Below are 25,784 nucleotides of genomic sequence, written 5' to 3'. Positions count from 1 at the left end.
CTTAGTCCGACAGGGCTAAGCTCTGCGACGTGTCATTAACTCTGGAAGTCCCGGAATACCGTTTATATATCGTCTCAGAAGATCTAGGCCCAATGCCGTCACCAAGGTTTGAAATAGGCCGCGGTCTACGGGAAGGAAAAACTTTTCTACACGTAAGTCATCTCTACTACCCCATGCCATCCAGACGGTTCCGGCCGGCTTCTCTTTAGTGCCGCCATCTGGTCCGGCGATACCGGTGACGGCAATGACCAAATCAGCTTTGCAAACCTGCAAGGCGCCTAGCGCCATTTGCCTAGCGACGGTTTCGCTAACGGCTCCTTCGCTTGCCAAGCTGGATTCTGAAACGCCGAGAACCTGTTGTTTTAGTGCGTTGGAATAACTCACGATGCCGCCGGGGAATACCGTCGATGAACCAGGCACTCCAGTGAGCTCTGCGGCAATTCTGCCGCCTGTGCAAGACTCCGCGGTACAAAGACTTAGCTTATGTTGTTTGGCTGTAGCAATGACTGCCTGCGCGATCGTTAACGGCATATCCCCAAGTAAATGATCGCCAATTAGGGCAATTATTTTACTGCGCCATTCGCCTAATTTTTCGCCTGCGTCTTGGCCGTAAGTGGTGAGCTTTACTTCAAGTACTGGCATCGACGCTCGAAAGCCGAGTTCAACGTCATCCGGCCAGTCTGGGTAGGCTGCGTTGACCTTTTCTTGGATGGACGATTCTCCCAGACCGAATACAGCTAGTCGTTGAGTTTGCACGTAGTCGGATTCAAATTGCCTTTTCAGCAAGGGGATAATTTCATCGTTCATCATTGTGCGTAATTCGCTAGGCACGCCGGGTGTGGCCAGAACTAAGCAGTTGCCTATTGTCAGTCTTATGCCGACCGCGCTGCCCCCGGCATTGGCGATTATATGGCAGCCAGCTGGCAACATTGTTTGTTTTAGGTTTGATGCATTGAGGCGAAACCCTTTTTGCTCGCACCACTGAGTCAAATGAGTAAGGGCTTCCGGGTGCTCGCAGATGGTGTTGCCCGTCACCTTCGCAAGGGCTAGAGAGGTCATGTCGTCCACGGTTGGTCCGAGACCGCCGTTTATAATGAGTACTTCGCACTCCGCAGCTAAGCTGCGAATTTGATTCTCTAGTAATTGAAGGTTGTCACCAACCGTCACTTTTTTTCCAATACGCCATCCATAGTCGGTTATGAGCTCGGCTATCATGGCTGAATTTGAGTCAATGGTATCGCCGGCCATAAGCTCATTACCGGTGAGAAGTAGCTGTAATTTCATTCTGTACGGAATTCCCCAATGCTTAAATGATTGTCGCGGCTGGCTGTGCGGTATATAAAGTTGGCCTATGCTTTATTCTCGTAACATAGTAATGTCTTTAGAGATTAAGCTCTATTTTTAATGCGTGAAAGTGCGGTAGAGGTGTCTATGAAATCATCCGTTGGTGTGTTGCTCGCAGCCATTATTGTATTTGTTTTACTCGCCTTTGAGTATTGGCAGTATCGAGATGAGCAGGCTTATCGAAACGCCTTAAATACTCAGTTGATAAGTTTGTCGCAGCGGGTGGATAGTATTGATGAGCGGATCCAGTCAGCTAAAACAGAATTAGACACAATGAAGCAGAATTCGCTCGGCGGCTTAATTGAAAGCGCAAACGACGCTCTGATTCACGGCTGGTCCGCTATGATTGATTCAGTGGAAAAAGAGTTGGAGCGAGCGAAAAAGGGGATTGCAAGTCAAAAGCAAACAACGCAGCCTAGTCAAACATCACCGGGTACCGATCCTGCACCTAATACTGGTAACGGTCCGCTTTAATACGAGATTCTGTCAATGCCTGAAATAAAACGCCCGGTACAAGCAATAGAAGTAAATTATGTTTGCGATAAGTGCGGACACGGCATGATGGTCAGCGCGGGAGAGATGAATCCGTCGACCGGTGAAATCCCGCATAAGTGCATGATTTGCAGTTATCAGCAGATATTTAAATGGGTATCGTACCCAAAGATCAGCTATATCGGTTTAGACGAAGGAAATAGTTAAATCGTGGTGTACTACCTGCGCTAATAGCGCAGGCGTGCATCCAACTCATCGACAAGTTCGGCCCACTCGGCGTCAATATCTAGTGACTCTTTAAGAAATTGTGCCTGTGCTGGTTTCCAGAAGCTTGCTTCGTGAATTTGTAAGCCTCTGGGTAGGGGGCGGTGTCGCACAATGAAACGCTCTATCTCTTTGTCTTCGCTAGGCAGGCCAAGCTGGTCAAAGAGCAAGTTCATTGTATGTAGTTCGGTGTCCATTGGGTCCTCCACAGACGAAATCGTAGTTACCCGCCCAATATAGAAGACCCTTTGCTAGCTTTCCAGTGTTTGTTTAGATGTGGCCTAAATCAAGAGCTTGGCAACATGCTGAGACGGAGCCCCGCCTGCCAGCCACCGTCGACGAGAAACTCTGCGCCAGTTGAGTAGCTGCTCTCGTCAGAGGCTAGAAATAAGGACATATTTGCCACCTCAATTGGTAAACCTACTCGGGGAAGGGCGTGGTTAACGTAAAATGCATTGTCTTGTTCGGATGGCTCAGCTTGGCCTTCAGCGCCGTGCATGGCGGTGAATATTCCGCCTGGATGAACCGTGTTCACTCGAATCTTGTGTGGCCCTAATTCAATTGCAGCTGACTTGCTAAGGCCTCGTACCGCCCATTTGCTTGAGACATAGGCAGACAGGCCATTTTTTGCTTGTAGGCCATCGATGGATGAAATGTTAATAATAGAGCCGCCGCCTGCTTTTTTCATCGGCGCTATTGCCGCGCGAATACCCAAATAGGTGCCTAGCTGGTTGATTTTTATAACCCGCATATAGTCCTCGGCATTGGAATCGGCAATGGAGGCGGCGTGTAATATCGCGGCGTTGTTTACTAGAATATTTAAAGGGCCTAGCTTTTCCGCTTCACTTACTAGTTTTACCCAATCAGCCTCGCTTGATACATCGGCGTGTACATACTGAGCACTGTCACCAAGTGAGGTAGCCAAGGACTCGCCAGCGTCGTCGAGAATGTCTGCAATAATAACCTTAGCGCCTTGTTTAACGAATAACTTAGCGGTTACCGCACCCATGCCGCGAGCGGCGCCAGTGATTATGGCGACTTTTCCAGCTAGTCTGCTCATTTTATATTCCTTATTTCTTGGTGGTGTAAAATGAGCTAAATGTATACGCCACTTTTGATCTTGGCTATTGTCCAATTGGACTAGTACTCTTTCAATTTGAAAATGACGTGTGACTTTGTAGGTTGGGTGGAGCGGTAGCGATACCCAACAAGCGTTGGTAGGGCATCCCGCCATGTTGGGTTTGATAAACCCCTTCGGGGCGCCCTGACGGGCGTCCAGCCTGAAGGCATGTCGTTCCTCAATCTACAAACTTTGGCATTAGGCAACATCAAATTGAAGGAGTACTAGGGTTTGTGGATTGTCTTTAAATAAGTTGAAAGGTAGGTATGTTGAGTCGTTATTTGTTAATGATTTTTTTTAGTGTGCTACTACTTGCATGCGGTGAAAAAGTTAAACAGGAGCGTGGGGTATTGCAAGAGCAGGATTCCGGTTTAATTGAATTGAAGCAGGGCAGTGTTGAGGCCAAAGAAGCAATGGTTTCGGTGCCTGCGATACCACCTCCTGTTACGTCATCACAGGAATTAAAGCCCTTGGATTTAAGTTTGCCAAGCAGCGAGAAGTTAAATACCCAAGATTGGAATGCGCAGCAAGAAAGCCGTTATGGTGTTGAAACCTGGTTCGAGGAGGGCAAAAGTGAGGAGCGACGTTTAAAGTTAAAAACGAAACTTCGTATCAAGGAGGGCGCAGAGTTCGATAAAAATAGTAATTTAGGTAGTTACGGGGATTCGGTGGACGGCGCAGAAATGGGCTTTGAATATAAAACGTTTTAGCATTGCCGTTGCTGCAACGGTTATTAATAAATAGAAATAAAAAAGGCCGCAATAGCGGCCTTTTTTATTTATTAACGCTTGTCTAGAGGCACAAAATCGCGCTGAGCTGGTCCAGTGTAAAGCTGGCGAGGGCGACCGATACGGTAGCTGCCGCTTATCATTTCATTCCAGTGTGCGATCCAGCCTGGGGTGCGCCCCAGTGCAAAAATGACTGTAAACATGCTTGTCGGAATGCCAATCGCTTTAAGAATAATACCTGAGTAGAAGTCGACATTTGGATAGAGTTTTCTTTCAATAAAGTACTCGTCTTCCAGCGCGATTTGCTCAAGGCGTTTGGCAATAATCAAAAGTGGATCATTTTCTAAGCCTAGTTCTGCTAGCACTTCGTCAGCAGCTTGTTTCATTACCTTGGCGCGTGGGTCGAAGTTTTTGTAAACCCGGTGACCAAAGCCCATGAGGCGGAATGGGTCGTCTTTGTCCTTGGCTTTTGCAACAAACTCATCGATGCGCGATGCGTCGCCAATCTCGTTAAGCATATCCAATACGGCTTCGTTCGCGCCGCCGTGTGATGGTCCCCACAGTGCTGCAATACCGGCAGAAATGCAGGCAAATGGGTTTGCGCCGGTTGAGCCCGCTAAGCGCACAGTAGACGTTGATGCATTTTGCTCGTGGTCGGCGTGCAATAGGAAAATTTTATCCATTGCTTTAGCAAGTACGGGATTTACCTTGTCTTGCTCGCAAGGGTTGCCGAACATCATGTGCAGGAAGTTTTCTGAATAACTCAGGTGGTTCTGCGGGTACATAAAAGGCTGGCCAATGGTGTATTTGTAGGTCATTGCCGCCAGGGTTGGCATTTTTGCAATTAGGCGAATAGCTGAAATTTCGCGGTGTTTTTCGTCAGTAATGTCAAGTGAGTCATGGTAAAACGCAGACAGCGCGCCAACCACGCCACACATGATCGCCATAGGGTGAGCGTCGCGGCGGAAACCTTTGAAGAAGGTGCTCATTTGGTCGTTGACCATGGTGTGCATACGTACCTTGTTAACAAAGGTTTCTTTCTGCGTTGTGTTTGGCAGGGCGCCGTAAAGTAAGAGGTAACAAGTTTCTAGATAATCTGAGTGTTCTGCGAGTTGCTCAATAGGGTAGCCGCCGTGCAGCAATACGCCTTTGTCGCCGTCAATATAGGTGATTTTTGATTCACATGCGGCTGTTGAAACGAAGCCGGGGTCATAAGTGAAGTATCCGTTCCCCGTCAGGGCGCTGACTTCGATGACGTCAGGACCGATGGTGCCAGAGTGGACTTTAAGGTCCAGCGTTTTTCCATCGATACTCAGACTTGCTTTCTTATCGCTCATTGGGACGGGCTCCTGTAACTTTTGACATAGCTTGTGGCGTTAGTACCCCTTGTCTAGCATTTGGCAAGGTATTGCCAAGAGTAACAGAGGGGAAATCCGCTTTTGCGGGAGTGACAAATATAGAGAGCTGAAATGTTTTGTCAACGGTCGCATATTTTAGCCTGCTATTGGCTCGGATGGAATTCTAAATATACGGGAAGGGAAGGTTTTTATCGTTTGTACATAAATGTCCACTAAATATTGAATGTTAATTTGGGTCGCTCTGAAAAATTGTATGGCGCCATAATGGTGCGAAATAGCGCTTTAAGCCCTTGATATTCGAGTTTTTTGCCGCTGATTTATGGGGCCGTAAGGGTTTGTAATTGCACTTCGATGGCCCTATAATGCGCGGCGTTTCTACGGGAGTTTATCTACTCCTGTTCCTAAAGAAGCGATGCCGGATTGGAGAGTTCGGTGTCTGATTGATCCACTCCCTTTAAACCGCTCGTAAAAAACGGGCCAGAAATTAAAAGTGTGGCAAATACCGTGAACGATAAACGACCTGTAAACCTGGATATCGGAACAATCGCGCTGCCGATTACCGCATATACCTCTATTTTACACCGCATTAGTGGTGTGTTTCTTGTGGCGGGCGTAGCCCTGCTGTTTTGGTTCCTGGGCACTAGTTTGGATGGCCCTGAAGGGTTTGCTCAAGCTAAAGCCTGTTTGGCATCGTTCTGGGGCAAGTTAAGTATTTGGGCCGTATTGATCGGTTTGAGCTACCACTCTGCTGCCGGTGTAAAGCATCTGGTAATGGATGCCGGTATTGGTGAGAGTATGAAAGGTGGTGAGACTGGCGCTAAATTGGTGTTGGTCGTTACGGCGGTATTGGTTCTGCTGACGGGGTTGTGGATATGGTAAGTTCAGTAACAAATTTAGGCCGTAGCGGCTTATCTGACTGGTTGGTTCAGCGGGTTTCTGGTGTGGTGTTACTGGCATATATGCTGGTGGTTGGTTTTTATTTGCTGTGCAGTGGCTCAGACCTGACATATGTGCAGTGGAGCGGCTATTTTGATAGCACCTTTATGCGTGTTTTTAGTACCGCTGCGGTGTTGTCCATTGTTGCGCATGCTTGGATCGGTTTGTGGTCTGTCTCTACCGATTATTTAACTGAACGAACGATGGGTGGTCGAGGCACAGTGCTGCGCTTGGCGTTTCAGGCAGCGTCAGCTGTTGTGTTGTTCACCTACCTCGTTTGGGGCATCCAGATTCTTTGGAGTTAAACAATGGCTAATATTCGTACAATTTCTTTTGATGGTGTAATTGTTGGCGGCGGCGGTGCTGGTATGCGCGCGGCATTGCAGTTGGCGCAATCAGGTTACAAAACAGCAGTAATTTCTAAAGTATTTCCAACGCGTTCGCACACAGTGTCGGCTCAGGGTGGTATTACCTGTGCGATTGCCAGCTCAGATCCACAGGATCAGTGGCAGTGGCATATGTATGACACTGTAAAAGGGTCTGATTATATCGGTGACCAAGAAGCCATTGAGTATATGTGTCAGGTTGGCCCTGAGGCTGTATACGAGCTGGATCACATGGGTATGCCTTTTTCGCGTACCGAGGAGGGCCGTATTTACCAGCGTCCTTTCGGTGGTCAGTCTAAGAATTTTGGTGAGGGCGGTCAGGCTGCTCGTACCTGTGCTGCGGCTGACCGCACTGGTCACGCGCTGCTTCACACCTTGTATCAAGGTAACCTGAAAAACAATACCGTATTTTTCAATGAGTGGTATGCCACTGATTTGGTTAAAAACGACGATGGCGAAGTGGTCGGTGTTATCGCGATTTGCATCGAAACTGGCGAAGTGGTCTATGTAAAATCTAAGGCTACCGTATTCGCAACCGGTGGTGCTGGTCGTATTTATGCTTCTACTACCAATGCTCATATCAATACCGGTGACGGCGTGGGTATGGCTTTGCGTGCTGGCTTTCCAGTGCAAGATATCGAAATGTGGCAGTTCCACCCAACCGGTATCGCCGGCGCTGGTGTACTTGTAACAGAAGGCTGTCGCGGTGAGGGCGGTTACCTCGTCAATAAAGATGGCGAGCGCTTTATGGAGCGTTACGCCCCAAATGCTAAAGATTTGGCTGGTCGCGACGTCGTCGCGCGTTCAATGACCTTGGAAATTCTTGAAGGTCGTGGCTGCGGTCCCAATGGCGATCACGTTTACTTGAAGCTGGATCATCTTGGCGAAGAAGTATTGGAAAGTCGTCTTCCGGGTATCTGCGAACTGTCGCGGACCTTTGCTCACGCTGATCCGGTAAAAGAGCCGGTTCCTGTGGTGCCGACTTGTCACTATATGATGGGTGGTATTCCAACTAATGTTAACGGTCAGGCTCTGACTGTTGATGCCGACGGCAACGACACTGTTATCCCAGGTTTGTATGCCTGCGGTGAGGTGGCGTGCGTATCTGTGCACGGTGCGAACCGTTTGGGTGGTAACTCGCTGTTAGACTTGGTCGTATTCGGTCGCGCGTCAGGCTTATTTATTGAAAAGAGTCTGCGTGAAGGCATTGAAATGAAGGACGCCTCTGAAGCCAATATTGAAGTGGCTATGGAGCGCTTGAATAAGATCAACAATACAACTGGCGGCGAGAGCGTTTCGGCGTTGCGCACTGAGTTGCAAACCATCATGCAAAACCACTTTGGCGTATTCCGTCGCGGTGACTTTATGCAGGAAGGTATTAAAAAGCTGGCTGAACTTCGTGTTCGCATTGAAAACGCGCACCTTGAGGACAAGAGCAACGCCTACAATACAGCGCGTATTGAAGCGCTTGAGCTTCATAACTTGTTTGAAGTTGCCGAGGCGACTGCAATCGCCGCTGAAGCGCGCAACGAGAGCCGCGGTGCCCATGCTCGTGAAGATTTCACAGAGCGCGATGATGACAATTGGCTTTGCCACTCTGTGTACTTCCCTAGTGAGAAGCGTGTTGGTAAGCGGGCGGTAAACTTTACGCCTAAAACACGTGAAGCGTTTGCACCAAAAATTCGTACGTACTGATTCAGGGGAAAACGAATATGTTGAAAGTTAGTCTCTATCGTTACAATCCTGAAACTGATCAGGAACCGTACATGCAGGAAGTGGAGCTTGATACCGCAGGCAAAGACTTGATGGTATTAGATGTTCTCGAGTTGTTGAAAGGCAGTGATCCATCTTTGGCTTACCGCCGCTCTTGCCGTGAGGGTGTATGTGGCTCAGACGGTATGAATATCAATGGCAAAAATGGCCTGGCCTGTATTACGCCGATTTCCGAAGCGCTAAAAAATGGCAAAGGTGGCAATAAATTAGTATTGCGTCCGCTGCCTGGTCTGCCGGTAATTCGTGACCTCGTCATCGACATGAGTCTTTTCTACAAGCAGTATGAGAAGATTAAGCCATTCTTGCTAAACGACACGCCGGCTCCCGCGATCGAGCGCCTTCAGTCTCCTGAAGAGCGCGAGAAATTGGATGGATTGTACGAGTGTATTCTTTGTGCATGCTGTTCAACGGCTTGCCCGTCTTTCTGGTGGAACCCTGATCGTTTCATTGGTCCAAGTGGCTTGTTACAGGCTTATCGCTTTTTGGCCGACAGTCGCGATACCGCAACTGAGGAGCGCTTGAGTGATCTTGATGATCCATTCAGTGTTTTCCGTTGCCACGGTATTCAAAACTGCGTCAATGTTTGCCCGAAAGGTTTAAACCCTACAAAGGCAATCGGACATATTCGGAATATGTTGCTAAGCAGAGCAACTTAAGTATTCCCTCGGCTTTGGCCGAGCTATAAAACTCTGCGTATAGTTAGTCCTCTGGCGCTGCTTACGAGCAGCGCCAAATAAAATACAACTCGGTGCTTACCGGCACTATATGAGCGTTAAAGCGTATAAGAGGGAAGAAACGTTCCCTGTGGTGAGAGTCGGTTCTGCGGCGTACACTGATGTCGCTGGACTACACAGGGTGAGGAAGGCCTTATCGGGCCAGAATCATTCGAACTGCCACTTCCCTTATTTTTAGGTGGACAGGAATGCAGAAAAACTCAATGGAGCTTTTATGGAAGAGCTCACATATATCTGGCGGCAATGCGACTTACGTAGAAGAGTTGTATGAAGCCTACCTCACAGATCCCAATGCCGTTTCCGACGAATGGCGTGATTATTTTCAACAGTTACCCCGCGTAAGCGAAAAAACCACTCACGATATCCCTCACTCGCCGATTCGCGATCATTTTGCGCAATTAGCGAAGACGCCTATTCGGTATAGCGGTCCAGTGAGCAGCGATATTAGTGTTCACGAGCGTAAGCAGGTAAGAGTTATTCAGTTGGTCAGTGCCTATCGGCAGCGTGGTCATCAGGAGGCAGAGCTCGACCCGTTGGGTTTGTGGCAGCGCGCACGGGTCCCCGATCTTGAGCTCCAGTATCACCAGCTGACTGAAGCTGATTTTGACACTACTTTCCAAACTGGCAGTCTCTATATTGGCAAAGACCAGGCGACCTTAAAAGAAATCTACAATGCCTTGCGTTCGACTTATTGCCGCTCGGTCGGCGCAGAGTTTATGCACATCGTGGATACCCGCGAGCGCACTTGGATTCAGCAACGAATGGAGAGCGTTCGGTCTCAGCCGCAGTACGGGCTGGAGGTGCGTACCCATTTGCTGGAGCGCTTAACCGCTGCGGAGGGCTTGGAGAAATCGCTTGGCTCTAAATACCCAGGCACCAAACGCTTTGGTCTTGAGGGTGGCGAAAGCTTAATCCCTATGATGGATGCCATTATCCAGCGTGCTGGTTCTTACGGCGCAAAAGAAATGGTTATCGGAATGGCTCACCGCGGCCGTTTAAACTTACTGGTTAATATCTTGGGCAAAAGCCCTGCTGAATTATTTGATGAGTTTGAAGGTAAAGTTAAATACCAAGGCTCAGCAGACGTTAAATATCACCAAGGCTTCTCGTCTAATGTGATGACCCCAGGCGGCGAAGTTCACTTGGCTTTGGCGTTCAACCCATCGCATTTAGAAATCGTTTCGCCAGTGGTTGAGGGCTCGGTACGAGCAAGACAGGATCGCCGAAACGACCCAATTGGCGACAAGGTTGTCCCCATTGTATTGCACGGCGACGCAGCATTTGCCGGTCAAGGCGTGGTGATGGAGACATTCCAAATGTCTCAAACCCGTGCTTACAAAACGGGTGGCACGGTTCACATTGTTATCAACAACCAAGTTGGTTTTACCACTAGCCTGCAAGAAGATGCGCGTTCGACTGAATACTGTACCGATGTAGCAAAAATGGTTCAGGCGCCGATATTCCATGTTAATGGTGATGACCCTGAAGCGGTATTGTTTGTCAGTCAGTTGGCTGCAGATTTCCGTCAAGAGTTTAAGAAAGACGTCGTTGTCGACCTTATCTGCTATCGCCGCCGTGGTCACAATGAAGCTGACGAGCCCTCGGGCACTCAGCCATTGATGTATAGCAAGATCAGCAAGCAAAAAACAACACGCGAATTGTATGTTAATAAATTACTTGAAGAAGGTGTCGTAACTAAAGATCTGGCCGATAAAATGGCTGACGATTATCGTCAGGCCCTTGATAACGGTGAGCACGTTGCCAAAAGTCTAGTGATGCAACCAAATACTGAGTTGTTTGTTGATTGGACACCCTATCTTGGTCACGCTTGGGATGTTGCCGGTGACACCACAATTGATCCCAAGTTGTTAAAAGAAATAGCTGAACTCGTCAATGCGGTACCGGAAGGTATTGTTGTGCAGCGTCAAGTAGCCAAGATTTATGAAGACCGTCGCAAGATGGCCGCAGGCGCGATGCCGATAAATTGGGGCTTTGCTGAAGTTTTAGCCTATGGCTCACTGCTGAAGCAAGGTCATAAAGTGCGTCTAACCGGCCAGGATGTCGGTCGCGGTACTTTCTCGCACCGTCACGCAGTACTGCATAGTCAGAGCGATGCGAACCGGTATGTCCCGCTGCAGAATATGGCTGCAGATCAACCTAGTTTTTCAATTTTCGATTCCTTGTTATCGGAAGAGGCAGTGCTCGCTTTTGAGTATGGGTATTCGACTACTCAGCCAGACTCACTGGTGATTTGGGAGGCGCAGTTTGGTGATTTTGCCAACGGTGCCCAAGTTGTTATTGACCAGTTTATTAGCAGCGGTGAATTGAAGTGGGGGCGCCTGTGTGGACTTACCATGTTGCTGCCACATGGCTATGAAGGGCAGGGGCCAGAGCATTCGTCTGCTCGTTTAGAGCGTTTCTTACAGCTTTGTGCTGAGCACAATATCCAAGTGTGTATTCCGTCGACGCCTGCGCAGGTTTATCACATGCTGCGCCGTCAGGCGATTCGGCCTCTACGCCGCCCACTGGTGGTAATGTCGCCGAAGAGCTTGCTTCGTCATAAAGAAGCCGTTTCAAGTATTGAGGAATTAAGCGAAGGTCATTTCCAGAATGTGATCGATGAGACCGACGATATCGATAAGTCTAAAGTCACGCGGATGATCCTTTGCAGCGGTAAAGTCTACTACGACTTGCGTGCAGCTCGTCGTGAACATAGTAAAGACTCGGTAGCCATTGTTCGTCTAGAGCAAGTTTATCCATTCCCTTATGACGATTTGCGCAATGCGATTGCGGGTTACCCAAACCTCAAGAAGGTGGTTTGGTGTCAGGAAGAGCCGCGCAACCAAGGTGCTTGGTATAACAGCCGCCACCGTATGACCCGAGTGATTCGCAGCTTTAAGCCTGAGAAAAACCTGTTGTTAGGTTATGTGGGGCGTGAGCCTTCTGCATCACCTGCAGCTGGATACATGGCTTTGCACCTTGAACAGCAAGAGAAATTTATTAAACAGGCATTAAAACTTTAAGGTTTTAATCAACTTATAAAGACTGTCTCGTACAGCGAATTTAATGACAGGAAGAGTGATGAGTACTGAAATCAAAGCGCCAACATTTCCGGAATCAGTAGCAGACGGTTCTATTGCAACATGGCACAAGAAAGTCGGCGAAGCGGTGACCCGTGATGAACCCTTGGTAGATATTGAAACGGATAAAGTGGTTCTTGAAGTTGTGGCGCCTGCGGACGGCGTATTGAAAGAAATTATAAAAGGCGAGGGCGATACGGTTCTAAGCGATGAGGTTGTTGCCTTGTTTGAGGAAGGTGCGTCGGCAAGCGTTTCTGCTGAACCAGCAGAAGAAGCTACCGCGCCGGCTGCAGCAGCCGATCTAAAGATCAGTCCTGCGGCGCGTAAAATGCTAGATGAAAAAGGCATTGATGCGGCCGCTGTTACAGGTACGGGCAAGGGTGGACTTATTACAAAAGAAGACGTTGCTGCGCATAAACCTGCAGTAGCAGCTGCGAAATCAGCGCCAGCACCTGCCGCTGCGCCAGCCGTAGATGTGCCCGCAGGTGAGCGGGTTGAAAAGCGCGTGCCAATGACGCGCTTGCGTAAGCGTATTGCTGAGCGCCTTCTGGAGGCGACGCACACTACTGCTATGTTGACGACGTTTAACGAAGTCAACATGAAGCCGATTATGGATTTGCGCAATCAATATAAAGATTTGTTTGAAAAATCGCACAACGGCACCCGTCTAGGCTTTATGGGCTTTTTCGTGAAAGCGGCCTGTGAGTCGCTGAAGCGCTTCCCCGCCGTAAACGCCTCTATTGACGGCGATGATGTGGTTTACCATGGTTATCAGGATGTCGGTGTGGCGGTATCAACTGAGAAGGGGTTAGTTGTTCCTGTTCTCCGCGATGCTGAAAACATGAGTATGGCTAAAATTGAAGAGAAGGTCCGCGAATACGGTTTGCGCGCTAAAGATGGCAAGCTAAGTATGGAAGATATGACTGGCGGTACGTTTACTATCACCAACGGTGGTGTATTCGGTTCCTTGCTGTCAACGCCAATTCTAAACCCGCCGCAAACTGCCATTTTGGGAATGCATAAAATCCAAGATCGCCCAATGGCGGTAAATGGCGAAGTTGTTATTTTGCCGATGATGTATTTGGCGCTGTCTTACGATCACCGCTTGGTCGATGGTAAAGACGCGGTGCAATTTCTAGTTGCGATTAAAGACTTAATTGAAGATCCAGCGCGTATTTTGCTAGAAGTTTAATTGAGTGCGCCGGAATACGCCGGCGCGTGTATTTTTTAGCAGTGGTTGGCGGAAGGTAGGCTTATCTGCTGCAAACGACAGAACGGGAAGTGGAAATGTCGAAATTTGATGTGGTAGTAATTGGTTCTGGCCCAGCGGGTTATGTTGCCGCCATTCGTGCAGCACAGCTCGGTTTGAAAACCGCCTGCATAGAAAAGGCCCGCAACAAAAGCGACAAATTGGCCTTGGGTGGAACCTGCCTTAATGTTGGTTGTATACCGTCTAAAGCTCTGCTCGATAGCAGTTACAAATATCATGAAGCGAAGGATAACTTTGCTGATCATGGTATTGGCACTGGGGACGTAACGATTGATGTGCCCGCAATGATCAAGCGCAAAGATGCTGTCGTTGCGCAAATGATTGGTGGTATCGGAGGCCTTTTCCAAGCAAATGGCGTTACCTCTATTGAAGGCTTAGGCAAGGTACTTGCTGGTAAAAAAGTAGAAGTGACCGCCGCTGACGGCAGCACAAGCATTCTCGAAGCGGAGAACATTATTATCGCTACTGGTTCTATCCCAGTGGCAATTCCTCCGGCGCCGGTAGATCAAGACATTATCGTTGACTCTACAGGTGCGTTGGAGTTTCAAAGCGTGCCTGCCAAGCTTGGTGTAATTGGCGCTGGGGTTATCGGTTTAGAGTTGGGTAGCGTTTGGTCCCGTTTAGGTAGTGAAGTAGTGCTACTAGAAGCTTTGGACACTTTCCTGCCAATTGTAGATAGCCAAATTGCAAAAGAAGCGGCAAAAGTCTTTAAGAAGCAAGGCTTAGATATTCGTTTGGGTGCACGCGTTACTGCGACCAAAACTGCCAAGGGTAAAGTTGAAGTAAGTTATACCCACAACGACGAAGAGAAAACCGAAATCTTTGATAAGTTGATTGTGTGCGTTGGTCGTAAGCCCATGAGCAATGGTCTACTTGCCCCTGATTGTGGTGTTAATCTTGATGAGCGCGGTTTTATCTTTGTTGACGATCACTGCAAAACCGATGCCGCTGGCGTATTCGCTATAGGTGACGTGGTTCGTGGCCCAATGCTCGCCCACAAGGGGTCTGAAGAGGGCGTGATGGTTGTAGAGCGTATTGCTGGTCACAAAGTCACGATGAACTACGATTGCATCCCTTCGGTTATTTATACTCACCCAGAGATCGCCGGCGTAGGTAAAACCGAAGAGCAGCTGAAAGCAGAGGGGGTTCCGTATAAAGTCGGTACTTTCCCATTTGCGGCCATCGGCCGAGCTGTAGCTGCAAATGACTCAACGGGCATGGTTAAAATGCTCGCCCACGAAGAGACTGACCGTATTCTTGGTTGCCATATTATCGGTGCCAGTGCAGCGGATTTAGTGCAACAGATTGTTATCGCTATGGAATTTGGTTCTTCAGCGGAAGATATTGGCTTGACTGTATTTGGTCATCCAACGCTGTCTGAAGCTGTTCATGAGGCCGCGTTAGCGGTAAATGGACAGGCTATACACATGCCGAATCGTAAGAAGCGTAAATAGATTTGCGGTAGTGCGCGAAATTCGGGAAAATACGCATCCCGATTTCGCGTTGTTACTGCAATGTGCAGAGGGAGCGGGCCAAGTCACTGACAGGATCTAACTCGCTTAACACTTCCACAGACCGAGATGGTAATTCCAACATGAACCTTCACGAGTACCAGGGCAAACAGTTGTTTGCTGAATACGGGCTACCTGTTTCTACAGGATATGCCTGTGATACCCCGGAAGAAGCTGCAGCAGCAGCTGATAAAATTGGCGGCGACAAATGGGTAGTTAAGGCCCAAGTTCACGCTGGTGGCCGAGGCAAAGCTGGCGGCGTTAAGCTAGTTAGCAGCAAAGAAGAGATCAAGGCATTTGCTGAAAAGTGGCTAGGTAAAAACCTGGTAACTTATCAGACAGATGAACATGGTCAGCCCGTCTCTAAAATCTTAGTTGAGTCGTGCACTGACATTGATCAAGAGTTATATTTGGGCGCGGTTGTAGACCGTTCTTCACGTCGTATCGTTTTCATGGCATCTACCGAAGGTGGTGTTGAGATCGAGAAAGTTGCAGAAGAGACTCCAGAGAAGATTCTCAAGGCAATTATCGATCCGATGACTGGCGCTCAGCCATACCAAGGTCGCGAACTGGCGTTCAAATTGGGTTTAAACCCAACTCAGGTTAAGCAGTTTGTAAATATTTTCTTGGGCTTGGCTAAATTGTTCCAAGACAAAGACCTTGCGTTGATGGAAATCAACCCGCTGGTTATTACCAGTGAAGGTAATTTGCACTGCCTAGACGCCAAACTGGTTGTTGATAGCAATGCGATGTATCGCCATCCTGAATTGAAAAAAATGCATGATCCTTCACAGGAAGATGCACGTGAAGCGCACGCTGCGAGCTTTGAGCTTAACTATGTCGCGCTAGATGGCAACATCGGCTGCATGGTAAACGGCGCTGGCTTGGCGATGGGCACCATGGATATCGTTAAATTGCACGGTGGCGCTCCTGCTAACTTCCTCGACGTAGGTGGTGGTGCAACTAAAGAGCGTGTTTCTGAAGCATTCAAAATTATTTTGTCAGACGACAGTGTAAAAGCGGTTCTGGTAAATATTTTTGGCGGTATCGTACGCTGTGATTTGATCGCAGACGGTATCATCGGTGCAGTACAAGAAGTGGGCGTTAAGATCCCTGTTGTTGTTCGCCTTGAAGGTAACAATGCAGATGTTGGCTCCAAGATTCTTGCAGAAAGCGGCCTGAACATTATCGCTGCTAACAGCCTCACTGAAGCGGCTGAAACAGTCGTTAAAGCAGCGGAGGGTAAATAATGAGCGTTTTACTTAACAAAGATACTAAAGTTATTTGCCAAGGCTTCACTGGCGCACAGGGTACTTTTCACTCTGAGCAAGCCATCGCTTATGGTACAAAAATGGTCGGTGGTGTAACGCCGGGTAAAGGTGGCCAAGAACATTTGGGTTTGCCTGTATTTAATACTGTTGCTGATGCGGTTAATGCTACTGGTGCAGAAGCTTCAGTAATTTACGTTCCCGCTGCATTTTGTAAAGACTCTATCCTTGAAGCAGCCACTTCCGGTATCAAACTGATTGTTTGTATCACCGAAGGTATTCCGACGCTGGATATGCTGGAATGTAAAGTGAAGTGCGATGAGATGGGTGTGCGTCTGATCGGACCAAACTGCCCAGGTGTTATCACTCCAGGTGAGTCTAAGATCGGCATTATGCCTGGTCATATTCATTTGCCAGGTAAAGTGGGCATCGTATCTCGTTCAGGTACTTTGACCTATGAAGCAGTTAAGCAGACAACTGATTATGGTTTTGGTCAGTCTACTTGCGTAGGTATCGGTGGTGATCCGATTCCTGGTTCAAGCTTCATCGACATTTTGGAAATGTTCCAGAATGATCCACAGACCGAAGCGATTGTGATGATCGGTGAGATTGGTGGTACTGCTGAAGAAGAAGCTGCTGCTTACATCAAAGCAAACGTGACCAAGCCTGTTGTATCTTACATTGCTGGTGTTACCGCACCTGCTGGTAAGCGCATGGGCCATGCTGGCGCGATTATCTCTGGTGGTAAAGGTACTGCTGACGAGAAGTTTGCGGCACTGCAAGACGCTGGTGTTAAAACTGTTCGCTCGCTGGCGGATATCGGCAAAGCGCTGAAAGAAATTACCGGCTGGTAAGTTCAGTTTGCATTGTTAGAAAAGGCGGCTTCGGCCGCCTTTTTGCGTTTAAGGGCAGACGTAATTAATTAACTGAGTCTTGATTAAAGAAATGAATCATGATTCACTTCTTTAACATCTTAGGAAGTCTATATGGCATATCGCGAAACACCGATGGTAAAACAGCGCAAGCTTGCGCAAAAATCGGGTTTGCTCCGTGCAGCAGAATCCTTGGTGAGGGAGGGCGGTTTTGCCGCACTTACCATCCAAGCTGTCGCTTCCGAGGCCGGTATCGGTGTCGGCACTGTGTATCGCTACTTTAACAATAAAGATGAATTGAGCACTGAGGTGTTTAGACGCGCAACGATTCGAGAGCTCGAGGCGGTCAAGCTCGCCTTGTCAGCTGAGTTATCGGTTGCAGGGCGTCTCGCGGCTGCCGCTGAAGTATTTGCCCAGCGCGCATTTGCCGCGCCGAAACTAGCATGGGCATTAATCGCCGAACCTGTTGATCCGGCAGTAGATCTGGCGCGCCTAGAATATCGAAAAGCCTATTCCGCACTTTTCGAAGCGGTGATCGCCGAGGGCGTAGAAAGTGGGGTTTTGGTATCGCAGACGCCGTCCTTATCAGCCGCTGCCTTAGTTGGCGCAATGGCAGAGAGCCTGTTAGGGCCATTGGATCATCCTAGCAGCGACTCACTTACGACAGTCGCGTTGCGAGAGTTTTGTTTAAGAGCAGTTGGGGTTTTATATAAACCTTAGTACAAAATCATATTCAATGAGGAGGGCGTATGTCGCTTATACAAAAGCATGCTGAGCATATTGAAAGTACAAGTGGTGAAACTCACGAGGTATTTAACCAGTCCTCTGCCTTGGAAAATTACAATTTGTATAAAAGCGATATCGCTCTTCAAGAAGCCCTTCATCACTATGGCGTTGAAGATACCGAGAGCCTTGCTGCCCACGGTGCCCGTTGTGGTGAAGCAGAAGTGATTGCATGGGGCTTTGATGCCAATGAGAATAAACCGCAGTTCGATACTCACGATCGTTTCGGCAGGCGCGTCGATCTCGTTAAATTCCATCCCGCTTACCATAGCCTAATGGAATTGGCGCTTAGCAATGGGATTCACTCCGGTCCCTGGCGCGACAGCGCTAAAAGTGCCCACCTAAAGCGCGCTGCGCTTAGCTATATGCAGGCGCAGGTAGAAGCGGGGCACGGCTGTCCGCTAACGATGACCTTCGCATCGGTTCCGACGATAAAGTTAAGCCCGGTATTGGCTGCAATATGGCTTCCGAAAATACTGGCTAACAAATATCAGCCTGACAATGTCCCGTATTTTGAAAAGAGTGCTGTCACCATTGGCATGGGGATGACCGAGAAGCAGGGTGGCTCAGACGTGCGTGCGAACAGCACGGTGGCAGAGCCAATCACTGCTTCGGGCAATGGTGCCTTGTACACAATAAGCGGCCACAAATGGTTTTTATCGGCGCCAATGTGCGATGCCTTCTTGATGCTGGCGCAGGCGAAGGGTGGCCTGAGTTGCTTTTTAGTGCCGCGTTGGCGTGAAGATGGCACCAAGAATGGGCTTTACGTGCAGCGCCTTAAAAATAAAATGGGTAATGTATCCAACGCCTCCTCAGAAGTAGAGTTGCGTCAGGCCCACGGTTGGATGGTTGGCGACGAAGGGCGTGGGGTATCGGCGATTATCGAAATGGTGTCGCTGACGCGCTTCGACTGCATGGTTGGCTCAACGGCAGGGCAGCGCCAAGCGGTTGCCCAAGCAGTGAATCACGCTCAACAGCGCTCATCATTCGGCGCGCGCTTAATAGATCAACCTTTAATGCAGAATGTCTTAGCGGATCTACAGCTTGAGGTAGAGGGCTCGCTTGCCCTGACCATGCGCATGGCGAAGGCGCTCGATAACGCGGATGATCCGAGCGAACAACTATTAATGCGCCTAGGTACGGCGGTTGGCAAGTTTTGGATATGTAAACGCACTCCCGGCCACGCATATGAGGCTATGGAGTGTTTGGGGGGGAACGGCGTTATTGAAAATTGCATTATGCCGCGTCTATACCGCGAGGCCCCGATCAATGCCATTTGGGAAGGTTCGGGCAATATACAAGCATTAGATGTGCTGCGGGCGCTACAAAAAACACCGGCGGTGCTGGAGCGTTGGTTTAAGGAGTTGGCTAAATCCGCAGGCAGCTATCCCTTGCTAGACGCTGCAGTAGAGCGGCTGCAAACTTTCTTCAATAAGCCGGAAAGCCTCGAGTTTCGGGCGCGCTATTTGATTGAGCAGTTAGCATTAACGATGCAAGCGGCACTATTGGTGCAATCTGCCCCACCGCCGGTTGCGGACGCTTTTGTTCGCTCACGTTTGAGTGGTGGTCAGGCTGTTTACGGCTGTTTGCCCGAAGGTGTCGACGTACACATGATTTTATCAAGGGTGCTTCCAGAGTTTGATTGCGCTGAGTCTTGAAAAAAAAAGTGATGGCCCCATCTTATAAGCACTGACCGCAGAAGCTGTGGCCACACTTAATTTTTTTGAAGAAAGGTAGCAACAATGTCGACAGCAGAAAAAGAAACTCTGGGTTTTCAAACTGAAGCAAAGCAAATGCTGCAGTTAATGATTCACTCAATGTATAGCAATAAAGAAATCTTTCTTAGAGAGCTAGTATCAAACGCCTCTGACGCCGCTGATAAATTACGCTATGAAGCGCTATCCGATAGTGCGTTGTTTGAAAATGATCCTGATCTTCGAGTTCGCGTTACCCTTGATAAGGAAGGTAATACGCTATCCATTAGTGACAACGGTATTGGCATGTCACGCGATGAGGTTATTGCCAATTTAGGTACCATCGCGCGCTCAGGTACTGCTGAATTCCTTAAGAATCTCAGCGGCGATGGCAAAAAAGACTCCCAGTTAATTGGCCAATTTGGCGTTGGTTTTTACTCGGCATTTATTGTTGCAGAGCGCGTCGAGGTGTTTACCCGCCGCGCCGGTGACTCGGCTTCATCTGCCACCCATTGGGAGTCCACTGGTGAAGCGGATTTCTCAGTTGAGGAGTGCGAAAAAGTCGATCGTGGTACCACGGTTGTGCTCCATCTTCGTCCAGAAGATAGTGAGTTTGCCGACGATTGGCGCGTTCGCTCCATCATTAAAAAATATTCCGACCATATTAGTATTCCTGTGCAAATGCTGAATACCCCGCCTAAGGCCAAAGAGGGTGAAGAGCAAGCGGAGCCGGGTTTTGAGTCGGTGAACAGTGCAACTGCACTTTGGACGCGCTCTCGCAGTGAAGTGACTGACGAAGAGTATCAGGCGTTTTACAAGCACGTTAGCCATGACTTTAGCCCGGCCCTGCACTGGAGCCATAATAAAGTTGAGGGGAAGTTAGAGTACACCAGCTTGCTGTACTTACCTGGTCAAGCGCCGATGGACTTGTGGAATCGCGATGCAGCGCGTGGCCTGAAATTATACGTTCAACGCACCTTTATCATGGACGACGCTGAGCAGTTCTTGCCCTTGTATTTGCGCTTTGTGAAAGGCGTTATTGATTCAAACGACTTATCTTTAAATGTATCTCGAGAAATACTGCAGCAAGACCCCGCTGTCGACGCGATGAAGAGTGCCTTGACTAAGCGCGTGCTTGATATGCTTAGCAAATTGGCAAAAAGTGATGTTGAGAAATACCAGCAGTTTTGGAAAGCCTTTGGCCAAGTGCTGAAAGAAGGCCCCGCGGAAGATTTCACTAATAAGGAAAAAATCGCGAAGTTGTTGCGTTTTGCGACCACGTTCGACAATAAATCTGAACAAACGCACTCACTTGAAGATTATGTGGCGCGGATGAAGGAAGGTCAGACTAAAATTTACTATGTTGCCGGCGAGAGTCATAAAACAGCGTCAAGCAGCCCGCACTTGGAAGTGTTTCGCAAGAAGGGCATCGAAGTGTTGTTACTTTCCGAACGCGTAGACGATTGGTTGATGAACCATTTAGCGGAGTTTGATGGCAAGTCTTTCCTAGACGTAGGTCGCGGCGAACTGGATCTCGGCGATTTGGAAGACGAGGAAGAGAAAAAGGCACAGGAAGTTCTCGCAGAGGAGCACAAAGATCTGGTCGAGCGAGTGAATAAAGTCCTGGCTGAAAAAGTAGAGACAGTGCGAGTCACTAGCCGTCTAACCGAGTCCCCCGCGTGTTTAGTTGTCACTGAAGACGATATGGGTGCGCAAATGCGCCGTATGATGGAAGCTGCTGGGCAGGCTCTGCCTCCGAGCAAACCTATTTTTGAGCTAAATCCTGCTCATCCGCTTGTGCAGAAACTGGATCAAGAAAGTGATGAAGATCGTTTCGCTGATTTGGTTGATGTCTTATTCGATCAGGCTCATTTGGCGGAGGGCGCACAGCTGGAAGATCCGGCTAGCTACGTTCACAAGTTAAACAAGCTCTTGCTTGAGTTAAGTGCATAATTTATTTGCAGTAAAAGGCGGCGAAAGCCGCCTTTTTTGTTTTAGTCCGGTGTAGCAGTGATAAACTCCCAGTAAATAAGACAGGGGTTAAGTCTAGTATGGGAAAACAATATAAGGTTGCGATCATAGGCGGTGGCAGCTTTGGCACTGCAATAGCTAACATCATGGCGGATAATGGACATGATACCTGCCAGTGGATGAGAACGGTTGCACGTGTAGACGAAGTCAATGAACTACACACAAATGAAGTTTATTTGCCGGGGATTAAGCTTAATCCTGCCCTAAGGGCTAGTTCAGATCTTAAGGAGACAGTCGCGGGTTGCGATGCCGTCTTCTTTTCAATACCAAGTAAATCCAGTCGCGAAGTTGCGCGCCAGCTCGCCGATTACCTCGCGCCTGGCACAATTTTGGTTAGCACCACCAAAGGTATAGAGTTCGATACCAATAAGCTCATGAGCGAGGTGCTAAAAGAAGAATTGCCTCAGGTTCGCTTAGGCGTGATGAGCGGCCCTAATCTCGCCAAAGAATTAGCTGCCAGAATGATTACAGGCACCGTAATTGCAAGCGCAGATCCGGAAGTGGGTAGCGTCGTTCAGGATATTTTGCAGTGCTCATACTTTCGAGTTTACGCCGGCAGTGACATGTACGGCGTGGAGTTGGCTGGTGCACTGAAAAACGTATACGCAATAACCGCGGGTATGGCGGCGGCTATGGGGTGCGGTCACAATACGATCAGTATGCTCGTGACCCGCAGTTTGGCAGAAATGAGTCGCTACGCAGTGATGAAAGGCGCCGATCCACTGACATTCTTAGGGCTGGCTGGAGTCGGGGATTTATTTGTCACCTGCACGTCGCCACTGAGCCGAAATTATCGCGTTGGCTATGAGTTGGGGCAGGGGCGTGATCTCAACGAGGTGGTTGAAAGTCTGGGGCAGGTTGCCGAGGGCGTAAATACCCTCAGACTAATGAAAGAGCAGTCAGAAGCCTTAGGGATTTATATGCCTTTGGTAAATGGCCTCTACGATATTATTTACAATGGTCGTAAAGTCAGCGAAGTCATTGGCACGATGATGTGTGCTGAACAAAACCGCGATGTAGAGTTCATCATTAAGTAATGTAATAGGTAATATGGAAATTTTGTTAATACGCCACGGTTCAGCCTCGTGGGATACCAAAACAGATATCGAGCGTGAACTAACGGCGGTTGGTGAACAAGAAGTTAATGCAGCGGCGGGCTGGATAGCAGCCAGTTCCTGGCGACCCGACGAGCTTTGGGTGAGTCCATACAAGCGCGCGGTTCAAACCGCCGCGATTTTAAATCGCGACTGGCAGCTGCGACCAAGATTGAAATCGTCATTAACGCCAGATACGCCGCAGTCAGAATTAGAAGCTATGTTGGCAACGTTTCGCGGCGAGCGACTAATGGTGGTGTCGCACAACCCTCTGTTGAGCAATATCATTGCCTCTTGGCATGGCGGTGCCAATAAAAGCTACTGGGGTATGCAGCCGGCGAGTATGGCCCTTATCAGCGCAGAGGTATTTGCGCAGGGCTGCGGCAATTTAGAATGGCTTCGTCACTATCCTAATTACGATCATAACGGGCGATGAGTGTTCGTTTGGCATGTGAAAAACGTTTCAATGTTGAAGGTTTAAACATTGCGGCAAAATTGTGGGGCGACGATGCGGGACTCCCCGTTATAGCCTTGCATGGGTGGCTGGACAATGCTGGCAGCTTTGATTGCATCGCCGCCCAGCTGACAGATTTTCAGGTTTTGGCCATCGATTTACCGGGTCACGGTTTAAGTGATCACAAGCCAGCGTCTGGCAACTATGCGATTTGGGACGACTTGCGCGTTATCACCGCCGTCGTAGATCAAATGGGCTGGTCTGAGTTTTCTGTTATTGGTCATTCCCGCGGTGCCAATATCTCGACCCTGCTTAGCGCCACGCTGCCGGACAGAGTGAGCCATCTGATTTGTATAGATGGTTTACTGCCACCGCCAGAACCCGATAGCAACTTTCCGCTGCAATTGGGCAGGTATATCACTGATTTTGCGGATAGCAAATCCCCGCGTGGTGACCAGGGACACGCCAGTTTTGAGGCGGCGGTCGCGGCGAGGATAAGGGCGACGCCAATGACGGTCGAAGCCGCCGCTTTAATTGTAGAGCGAGCTAGCGTCAAGGCAGACGACGGTCGCTATTATTGGCGCAGTGATAGACGATTGAAATTTGCCTCCCCGGTAAAATTAAGCCTTGGCCAGTTGCAGGCGGCACTGGAAGCGATTTCCTCGCCGGCGCTGCTGATTTCCGCCAAACAGGGCCTGGGGCAATGGTTGCCAAAATTGCCCTTCGATATCACAAAGCGTTTCGTTGTTAAGGAAATTGAAGGTCAGCATCACTGCCATATGGAAGCGCAATCGGTACAAATGGTAGCGTGGATTAAGGATTTTATCGGGGCTAAAAGCGCTTAAAATAAGTGGCTTTCATGATAAAAATCCACACCAGTTGCTAATTTGAACTGATAGCGTCTGGTGCGGATACATTTACATGCTGATAAGAGATAAGAATTCGGTGCGAGTCGCTTGATTGTCTTTAAAGGCGCCGAGCATTGCGCTGGTGCGCATTACTGAGTTTTGTTTTTCCACACCGCGCATCATCATGCACATATGGCGGGCTTCAATGATAACGCCGACCCCGTCTGCGCCAGTGACATCCATCATCGTATTCGCAATTTGGGTAGTGAGACCCTCTTGGATTTGCAGGCGTCGCGCGTACAAATCGACGATTCGCGCTACTTTTGACAAGCCTAGCACTTTGCCGCGCGGGATATATGCAACGTGGCATTTGCCGATAAAGGGAAGCAAGTGATGTTCGCACAGGGAATAGAGTTCGATATCTGATACCACAACCATCTCATTGCAATCAGACTCGAATAGGGCATCGTTGACAACGTCTTTTACATTGCGACGATAGCCTTCGGTTAGGAACTCGAACGCCTTTGCTGCTCTAGTCGGCGTGTCTATCAGGCCGTCACGGGTCGGATCTTCGCCGATTTTTTTAATAATATCTGCAAACGCCTTTTCCACTGTTTATCCTTCATGCGTTATTGGGGCTGGAATGGTAGCAAACCCGCCGTGAGTTTCCAAACGATCTTGAACATAGCTGTTGTTTTCTGCGGCTGCTGCCAGTACTCCTTCAATATCATGTTGACGGGGTACTAGTCATGTCAAAACAGTGCAGGATTCTTTGTTTAGCTAGTGTAAAATTACGTCTTTACATTTTTTGGGTATCGTCGTGAGCCAAGTAAACAATATAACCAATGAACTAGTAAGCATCCGCGACTACCTTCGCTGGGGTGTCAGTGAATTCGGGCGCGCTGGCTTGTTTTTTGGCCACGGTACAGATAACGCTTACGACGAATCTCGGGTTTTGGTTTCACATGTTTTAAATTTGCCGTTTGATTTTGAGACAGAACTGTTGGATGCCCGCTTAACTATTGCCGAGCGCGAATCAATTCTGTCGCTGTTAGAACGCCGGATTACTGAGCGCGTTCCCGCAGCGTACTTAACGCGAGAGGCGTGGTTTGCAGGACTATCCTTTTACGTTGATGAGCGAGTATTGGTGCCGAGATCGCCAATCGCAGAATTAATAGCGCAGGATTTTGAGCCTTGGCTGTCTGGTATTTACCCGCAGCGAATCCTTGATCTCTGTTCCGGCAGCGGTTGTATTGGTATTGCTTGCGCCTATCAATTTGAAGATGCCAGTGTTGATTTGGCCGATATTTCCCTTGATGCCATTAATGTCGCCGATATTAATATTGCTCGCCATGAGCTTTCTGACCGCGTTCGGGCTGTGCAGTCAGATGTCTTTGAATGGCTGCCAGGTGAGCGCTATGACTTAATTGTCAGCAACCCGCCTTATGTCGATGCCGAAGACCTTGCCGATATGCCCATGGAGTATCACCGTGAACCAGCGCTAGGCTTAGCATCTGGGCCTGACGGTTTAGATATTACTCGGCAAATCTTGCGTCATGCCGCAGATCACCTAAATGTCGGCGGCGTATTGATAGTCGAGGTGGGGAATAGCTGCGTGGCCTTGGATGAGGCCTATCCAAACGTACCCTTTATGTGGCTGGAATTTGAGCGCGGAGGGCACGGGGTCTTTGTCATGACTCGCGAGCAATTGCTTGAATATGCAGACAGTTTTGCATGAGGTTCT

24 protein-coding genes are annotated in these 25,784 nt (G+C 48.9%); 19 read left to right on the top strand and 5 right to left on the bottom strand.

From position 1 onward, the window contains the following. Positions 1–15: 15 nt before the first annotated feature. Positions 16–1,284: a CinA family nicotinamide mononucleotide deamidase-related protein gene (locus tag AAC007_RS03015; RefSeq protein WP_339674569.1), complete on the bottom strand. Its 1,269-nt coding sequence runs from the start codon at positions 1,282–1,284 to the stop codon at positions 16–18. Between the two features lie 147 nt (positions 1,285–1,431). On the opposite strand from AAC007_RS03015, the gene AAC007_RS03010 reads away from it, so the two are divergent. Together AAC007_RS03010 and AAC007_RS03005 are read left to right on the top strand one after the other, a co-directional pair. Next, positions 1,432–1,818 carry a hypothetical protein gene (locus AAC007_RS03010; protein ID WP_339674568.1) on the top strand — a complete coding sequence of 129 codons (387 nt, stop codon included), beginning with the start codon at positions 1,432–1,434 and terminating at the stop codon, positions 1,816–1,818. 15 nt (positions 1,819–1,833) lie between these two features. Further along, positions 1,834–2,043 (top strand): type II citrate synthase, encoded by a 210-nt coding sequence (locus AAC007_RS03005; RefSeq protein WP_219041544.1) that lies wholly within the window; start codon positions 1,834–1,836, stop codon positions 2,041–2,043. A 20-nt stretch (positions 2,044–2,063) separates the two neighbouring features. Here the strand turns inward: AAC007_RS03005 and AAC007_RS03000 are convergent, their stop codons facing one another. Together AAC007_RS03000 and AAC007_RS02995 are read right to left on the bottom strand one after the other, a co-directional pair. Then, a complete protein-coding gene (locus AAC007_RS03000) occupies positions 2,064–2,297 on the bottom strand; it encodes a DUF2789 domain-containing protein (RefSeq protein ID WP_219041543.1) in 234 nt (77 codons plus the stop codon). Between the two features lie 89 nt (positions 2,298–2,386). Further along, complete coding sequence (locus AAC007_RS02995) at positions 2,387–3,160, bottom strand: glucose 1-dehydrogenase (RefSeq protein ID WP_339674567.1); 774 nt, start codon at positions 3,158–3,160, stop codon at positions 2,387–2,389. A 326-nt stretch (positions 3,161–3,486) separates the two neighbouring features. On the opposite strand from AAC007_RS02995, the gene AAC007_RS02990 reads away from it, so the two are divergent. After that, positions 3,487–3,930 (top strand): hypothetical protein, encoded by a 444-nt coding sequence (locus tag AAC007_RS02990; RefSeq protein WP_339674565.1) that lies wholly within the window; start codon positions 3,487–3,489, stop codon positions 3,928–3,930. 71 nt (positions 3,931–4,001) lie between these two features. Here the strand turns inward: AAC007_RS02990 and gltA are convergent, their stop codons facing one another. Next, positions 4,002–5,285, bottom strand: coding sequence for a citrate synthase (gene gltA, locus AAC007_RS02985; protein WP_295877550.1), 1,284 nt, complete (start codon positions 5,283–5,285; stop codon positions 4,002–4,004). A gap of 525 nt (positions 5,286–5,810) precedes the next feature. On the opposite strand from gltA, the gene sdhC reads away from it, so the two are divergent. The 15 genes from sdhC to AAC007_RS02910 all read left to right on the top strand — a co-directional run bounded on the left by sdhC (position 5,811) and on the right by AAC007_RS02910 (position 24,037). Further along, positions 5,811–6,185, top strand: coding sequence for a succinate dehydrogenase, cytochrome b556 subunit (sdhC, locus tag AAC007_RS02980; RefSeq protein ID WP_295877552.1), 375 nt, complete (start codon positions 5,811–5,813; stop codon positions 6,183–6,185). Beyond that, the gene (gene sdhD, locus AAC007_RS02975) at positions 6,179–6,547 is read left to right on the top strand and encodes a succinate dehydrogenase, hydrophobic membrane anchor protein (protein WP_295877554.1); all 369 of its coding nucleotides are present in this window, start codon (positions 6,179–6,181) and stop codon (positions 6,545–6,547) included. The genes sdhC and sdhD overlap by 7 nt, the downstream gene beginning before the upstream one ends. A gap of 3 nt (positions 6,548–6,550) precedes the next feature. After that, positions 6,551–8,323: a succinate dehydrogenase flavoprotein subunit gene (gene sdhA / locus AAC007_RS02970; protein ID WP_219041537.1), complete on the top strand. Its 1,773-nt coding sequence runs from the start codon at positions 6,551–6,553 to the stop codon at positions 8,321–8,323. 17 nt (positions 8,324–8,340) lie between these two features. Beyond that, positions 8,341–9,057 (top strand): succinate dehydrogenase iron-sulfur subunit, encoded by a 717-nt coding sequence (locus tag AAC007_RS02965; protein WP_219041536.1) that lies wholly within the window; start codon positions 8,341–8,343, stop codon positions 9,055–9,057. Between the two features lie 266 nt (positions 9,058–9,323). Then, a complete protein-coding gene (locus AAC007_RS02960) occupies positions 9,324–12,158 on the top strand; it encodes a 2-oxoglutarate dehydrogenase E1 component (protein ID WP_339674564.1) in 2,835 nt (944 codons plus the stop codon). A gap of 58 nt (positions 12,159–12,216) precedes the next feature. Beyond that, a complete protein-coding gene (gene odhB, locus AAC007_RS02955; RefSeq protein WP_339674562.1) occupies positions 12,217–13,407 on the top strand; it encodes a 2-oxoglutarate dehydrogenase complex dihydrolipoyllysine-residue succinyltransferase in 1,191 nt (396 codons plus the stop codon). A 95-nt stretch (positions 13,408–13,502) separates the two neighbouring features. Further along, complete coding sequence (gene lpdA, locus AAC007_RS02950; protein WP_339674561.1) at positions 13,503–14,939, top strand: dihydrolipoyl dehydrogenase; 1,437 nt, start codon at positions 13,503–13,505, stop codon at positions 14,937–14,939. A 140-nt stretch (positions 14,940–15,079) separates the two neighbouring features. Next, positions 15,080–16,246, top strand: a complete 1,167-nt coding sequence (sucC, locus tag AAC007_RS02945) for an ADP-forming succinate--CoA ligase subunit beta (RefSeq protein WP_219041532.1) — start codon at positions 15,080–15,082, stop codon at positions 16,244–16,246. Continuing rightward, positions 16,246–17,118, top strand: coding sequence for a succinate--CoA ligase subunit alpha (sucD, locus tag AAC007_RS02940; protein ID WP_219041531.1), 873 nt, complete (start codon positions 16,246–16,248; stop codon positions 17,116–17,118). The genes sucC and sucD overlap by 1 nt, the downstream gene beginning before the upstream one ends. A 132-nt stretch (positions 17,119–17,250) precedes the next feature. Beyond that, positions 17,251–17,856: a TetR/AcrR family transcriptional regulator gene (locus AAC007_RS02935; protein ID WP_339674560.1), complete on the top strand. Its 606-nt coding sequence runs from the start codon at positions 17,251–17,253 to the stop codon at positions 17,854–17,856. Between the two features lie 29 nt (positions 17,857–17,885). Beyond that, positions 17,886–19,577, top strand: a complete 1,692-nt coding sequence (locus AAC007_RS02930) for an acyl-CoA dehydrogenase family protein (protein WP_339674558.1) — start codon at positions 17,886–17,888, stop codon at positions 19,575–19,577. Positions 19,578–19,661: 84 nt separating this feature from the next. Continuing rightward, a complete protein-coding gene (htpG, locus tag AAC007_RS02925; protein WP_339674557.1) occupies positions 19,662–21,566 on the top strand; it encodes a molecular chaperone HtpG in 1,905 nt (634 codons plus the stop codon). A gap of 98 nt (positions 21,567–21,664) precedes the next feature. Further along, entirely contained in the window at positions 21,665–22,681 is a 1,017-nt protein-coding gene (locus AAC007_RS02920) for an NAD(P)H-dependent glycerol-3-phosphate dehydrogenase (protein WP_295877565.1), read from the top strand. A 13-nt stretch (positions 22,682–22,694) separates the two neighbouring features. Next, on the top strand, positions 22,695–23,174 hold the full coding sequence (locus AAC007_RS02915; protein ID WP_339674556.1) for a phosphoglycerate mutase family protein: 480 nt from the start codon (positions 22,695–22,697) through the stop codon (positions 23,172–23,174). After that, the gene (locus AAC007_RS02910) at positions 23,171–24,037 is read left to right on the top strand and encodes an alpha/beta hydrolase (protein WP_339674554.1); all 867 of its coding nucleotides are present in this window, start codon (positions 23,171–23,173) and stop codon (positions 24,035–24,037) included. The genes AAC007_RS02915 and AAC007_RS02910 overlap by 4 nt, the downstream gene beginning before the upstream one ends. A gap of 72 nt (positions 24,038–24,109) precedes the next feature. On the opposite strand, the gene folE is transcribed toward AAC007_RS02910, so the two are convergent. Further along, positions 24,110–24,652 (bottom strand): GTP cyclohydrolase I FolE, encoded by a 543-nt coding sequence (folE, locus tag AAC007_RS02905; RefSeq protein ID WP_295877568.1) that lies wholly within the window; start codon positions 24,650–24,652, stop codon positions 24,110–24,112. A 208-nt stretch (positions 24,653–24,860) separates the two neighbouring features. Between folE and prmB the strand changes: the two genes are divergently transcribed. Next, positions 24,861–25,778 carry a 50S ribosomal protein L3 N(5)-glutamine methyltransferase gene (prmB, locus tag AAC007_RS02900; RefSeq protein WP_296433695.1) on the top strand — a complete coding sequence of 306 codons (918 nt, stop codon included), beginning with the start codon at positions 24,861–24,863 and terminating at the stop codon, positions 25,776–25,778. The last annotated feature ends 6 nt before the right edge of the window (positions 25,779–25,784 follow it).

Origin of the sequence: uncultured Zhongshania sp. (assembly GCF_963975605.1) — a bacterium.
In the GTDB taxonomy this organism is placed as follows: Bacteria; Pseudomonadota; Gammaproteobacteria; order Pseudomonadales; family Spongiibacteraceae; genus Spongiibacter; species Spongiibacter aquimaris.
The sequence above is the reverse complement of the archived record's forward strand: the minus strand, read 5'-3'. Positions and strand labels throughout refer to the sequence as shown.